Source organism: Mycobacterium sp., from assembly GCF_035314665.1.
GTDB lineage: Bacteria > Actinomycetota > Actinomycetes > Mycobacteriales > Mycobacteriaceae > Mycobacterium.
In genome coordinates this window covers 1-2,327 of the sequence record NZ_DATFZD010000381.1, presented here as the reverse complement: position 1 = coordinate 2,327, position 2,327 = coordinate 1, and the positions used below count along the sequence as shown (strand labels likewise).

Annotated in this window: 5 protein-coding genes; all 5 read left to right on the top strand. The window is 66.2% G+C overall.

The window, feature by feature from the left end; genetic code table 11:
* Position 1 precedes the first annotated feature (1 nt).
* The 5 genes from VKI00_RS33905 to VKI00_RS27260 all read left to right on the top strand — a co-directional run bounded on the left by VKI00_RS33905 (position 2) and on the right by VKI00_RS27260 (position 1,792).
* Positions 2-259: a DUF732 domain-containing protein gene (locus VKI00_RS33905; RefSeq protein ID WP_414687303.1), complete on the top strand. Its 258-nt coding sequence runs from the start codon at positions 2-4 to the stop codon at positions 257-259.
* A 53-nt stretch (positions 260-312) separates the two neighbouring features.
* Entirely contained in the window at positions 313-471 is a 159-nt protein-coding gene (locus VKI00_RS27275; RefSeq protein WP_324443790.1) for a hypothetical protein, read from the top strand.
* Positions 472-507: 36 nt separating this feature from the next.
* Positions 508-780 carry a hypothetical protein gene (locus VKI00_RS27270; RefSeq protein WP_324443794.1) on the top strand — a complete coding sequence of 91 codons (273 nt, stop codon included), beginning with the start codon at positions 508-510 and terminating at the stop codon, positions 778-780.
* On the top strand, positions 665-1,153 hold the full coding sequence (locus VKI00_RS27265) for a DUF732 domain-containing protein (protein ID WP_324443792.1): 489 nt from the start codon (positions 665-667) through the stop codon (positions 1,151-1,153). The genes VKI00_RS27270 and VKI00_RS27265 overlap by 116 nt, the downstream gene beginning before the upstream one ends.
* 354 nt (positions 1,154-1,507) lie before the next feature.
* Complete coding sequence (locus tag VKI00_RS27260) at positions 1,508-1,792, top strand: hypothetical protein (protein WP_324443788.1); 285 nt, start codon at positions 1,508-1,510, stop codon at positions 1,790-1,792.
* Positions 1,793-2,327 lie beyond the last annotated feature (535 nt).

The window sequence follows — 2,327 nt, the reverse complement described above, 5'->3', positions numbered from 1 at the left end:
TGTGGAAAATCGCCCGCCGGCGTTCCTGACCGCGCTCGACACGATGGGCATCGGCATCCGCCAGCGGCGCGGCGCGGTCACCAACGCCACAGTGGTCTGCCTGAATCTTGAACGTGGTTTCAGCCGACAGGCGGTCGCCGCCGAAACGGAGCAGCACACATCCGGATACGACGATCAGGATGTGTGCCCAAGCGGGTCTGGGCCGCGCGTAAAGGCGACGTTAACTCGATCGGTGGCCCGTCACCCTCTCGCTGAGTGACGGGCCGGTTGTCGGTAACGAGTGCGATGCTTCAGCCGACCAAGGAGCCGGACGTGAACGAAGTGGACACCAGCGGTGAACCGACCGCCGTCGCAAAAGAGCGCGACGAGAGCAACGAGACCATTGTCGTGCCCGACGCCGGCCCAACCCGGGCCGTCGAGCTGGCGTGGTCGAGCGAGGACGAGACTGAGGACTACGACGCGCCCACCTAGCGGCACACCTGGGGCGCCACGTGGTCGACTGCCGGGGTGTTCATCCTCTGCGGCGCGGTACTCGCCGGCGTGATCGGTGTCGTGGGCTGGGCGTTGGTTCAGGGCCGCGACACACGAGTGCGCACGCCGCAGGTCGACATCGGTTCCCGCCGAGCCGCCGTCGACCGCCGCGGCACCAGTGCAGTCGACGACGCTGCCACCCGCCGCCGCTCCTGCTCCACCACCGCCGACGACGGTCACCGTCACCGAGACACCCACTCCGGTCGCGCTACCCCCAGCTCCCGTTACCGTCGCACCGCGGCGCCCTGACCCTGACCAGACCTTTATCGGGCTGGCTTCGCAGATTCCCGGGATGACAATCGCCGACCCCACGATCGCGGAGGCCGGTGGCGGCAAGGTCTGCGCATACCTTCAGGCCGGGCACAGCCGCGCAGACACCAATGCCACCGTGCTGCAAAACGATCCGACATTTACGCCCTGGCAGGCCAACGCCGTCGTCAACGCGGCGATCACCGCCTACTGCCCGCAGTACGCGGCTGACTATGCGCGTCCTCGCCACCCTGTTCGCCGCTTCCATAGCTCTCGCGTTCGCCTCAGCCGTCCCGGCTGCGGCCGACCCGATCTCTTGTGTGACACCCGATGGCGCGCCGTGCCCGCCGCCGCCGGGATGCGTGCAAGATAACGGGATGCCCTGCTCGGCGTCGCTGCCGGATCTCAACGCCGCGTGTATGCGGAATCCAGTCGTGTGCATGTGGCTCACCCGGTTCTGACATTGCGGGTGCGGGGAACCGCACGACAGGCCGCACGTCCAACACTGGTGTGGATGACGAAGAACGCCAAGCCCTGCAGGCTGAGGGACTCGACCCCGATGATCCCGCGGTCATCGCGGCGATAAACCTTGCCCGATGGGAACTCTCGCTCGGCACTTGAGTCACCGCACCGCAGCAGCACCGTGCAGCACACGGCACCGGGCAGAGAAGCGCAGCGTGATTCCAATGTCGTATGCGCGACGGGCTTGCTCTCATAAGCTGCGAGTGTGACCAACGATCGGCGAGAGAGAAGCGCCATGGACATCAATCCGGAGGGACTACTTACCCAAATCCGAACGGGCAACATCCCCGATGGGCTGCCCGCTACCCGAAACCTCTACCGCTTCATTGACACCAGACTTGCTAGAGGCGAATCGGTTGAAGAATTCGTCAACCTCAGCCTGGGATATCTGGCGGTGATCGAGACGCGACTGACGGCGCTCGAGAGCCTGCTGGACCAGGACGCGCGCCTTCGCCAAGCGATCCAGGAGATCTTCCCGGAAGGGCTCTAGCTCCTCGCGGATGATCGCAGGGATTCGCCGGTCCTCAGCAGCTTCTCGATTGCTTGTCATAGCTGATCATTTCGGGGCGCCCGTCTCCGCTCGCCACTCATTTGGGCACCCCGGTTGCGCTCTTTCGCAACAGTTCGGAGCGCGTGGCGAGCCATTCGCGCACGACGACGTCGCCCCGGACGGCTGGAAACAGGGCCCGCTCGCAGACGGTCTCGCCGGGCACCGTCTCGCCAGGCAGAGGGGCGCGGGCGCTGAATGGGAGCACTGGTTGCCCCGGCTCGAACCATGAGGCATAGACGGGGTCGGCCGGGTCGTGCTGCCCGGCGAGTTTGTACCACGATGACAGTAGGGGAATTTGCGCAGGTCAAGGAGCGGGCTGCGGGTGCGCTTGCCTTAGCGGCCGGCTCTGCTGGTCGAGTCGGTTTCAGGGTAGGGCGCACCGAACGCCGGCACGGCGTGGGTGCCGCGCGTGTGGGCGGCGGCGACGGCGCGCCGCACGGGCAGAATCAATGGCACAAACAGGATTTGGTCGACG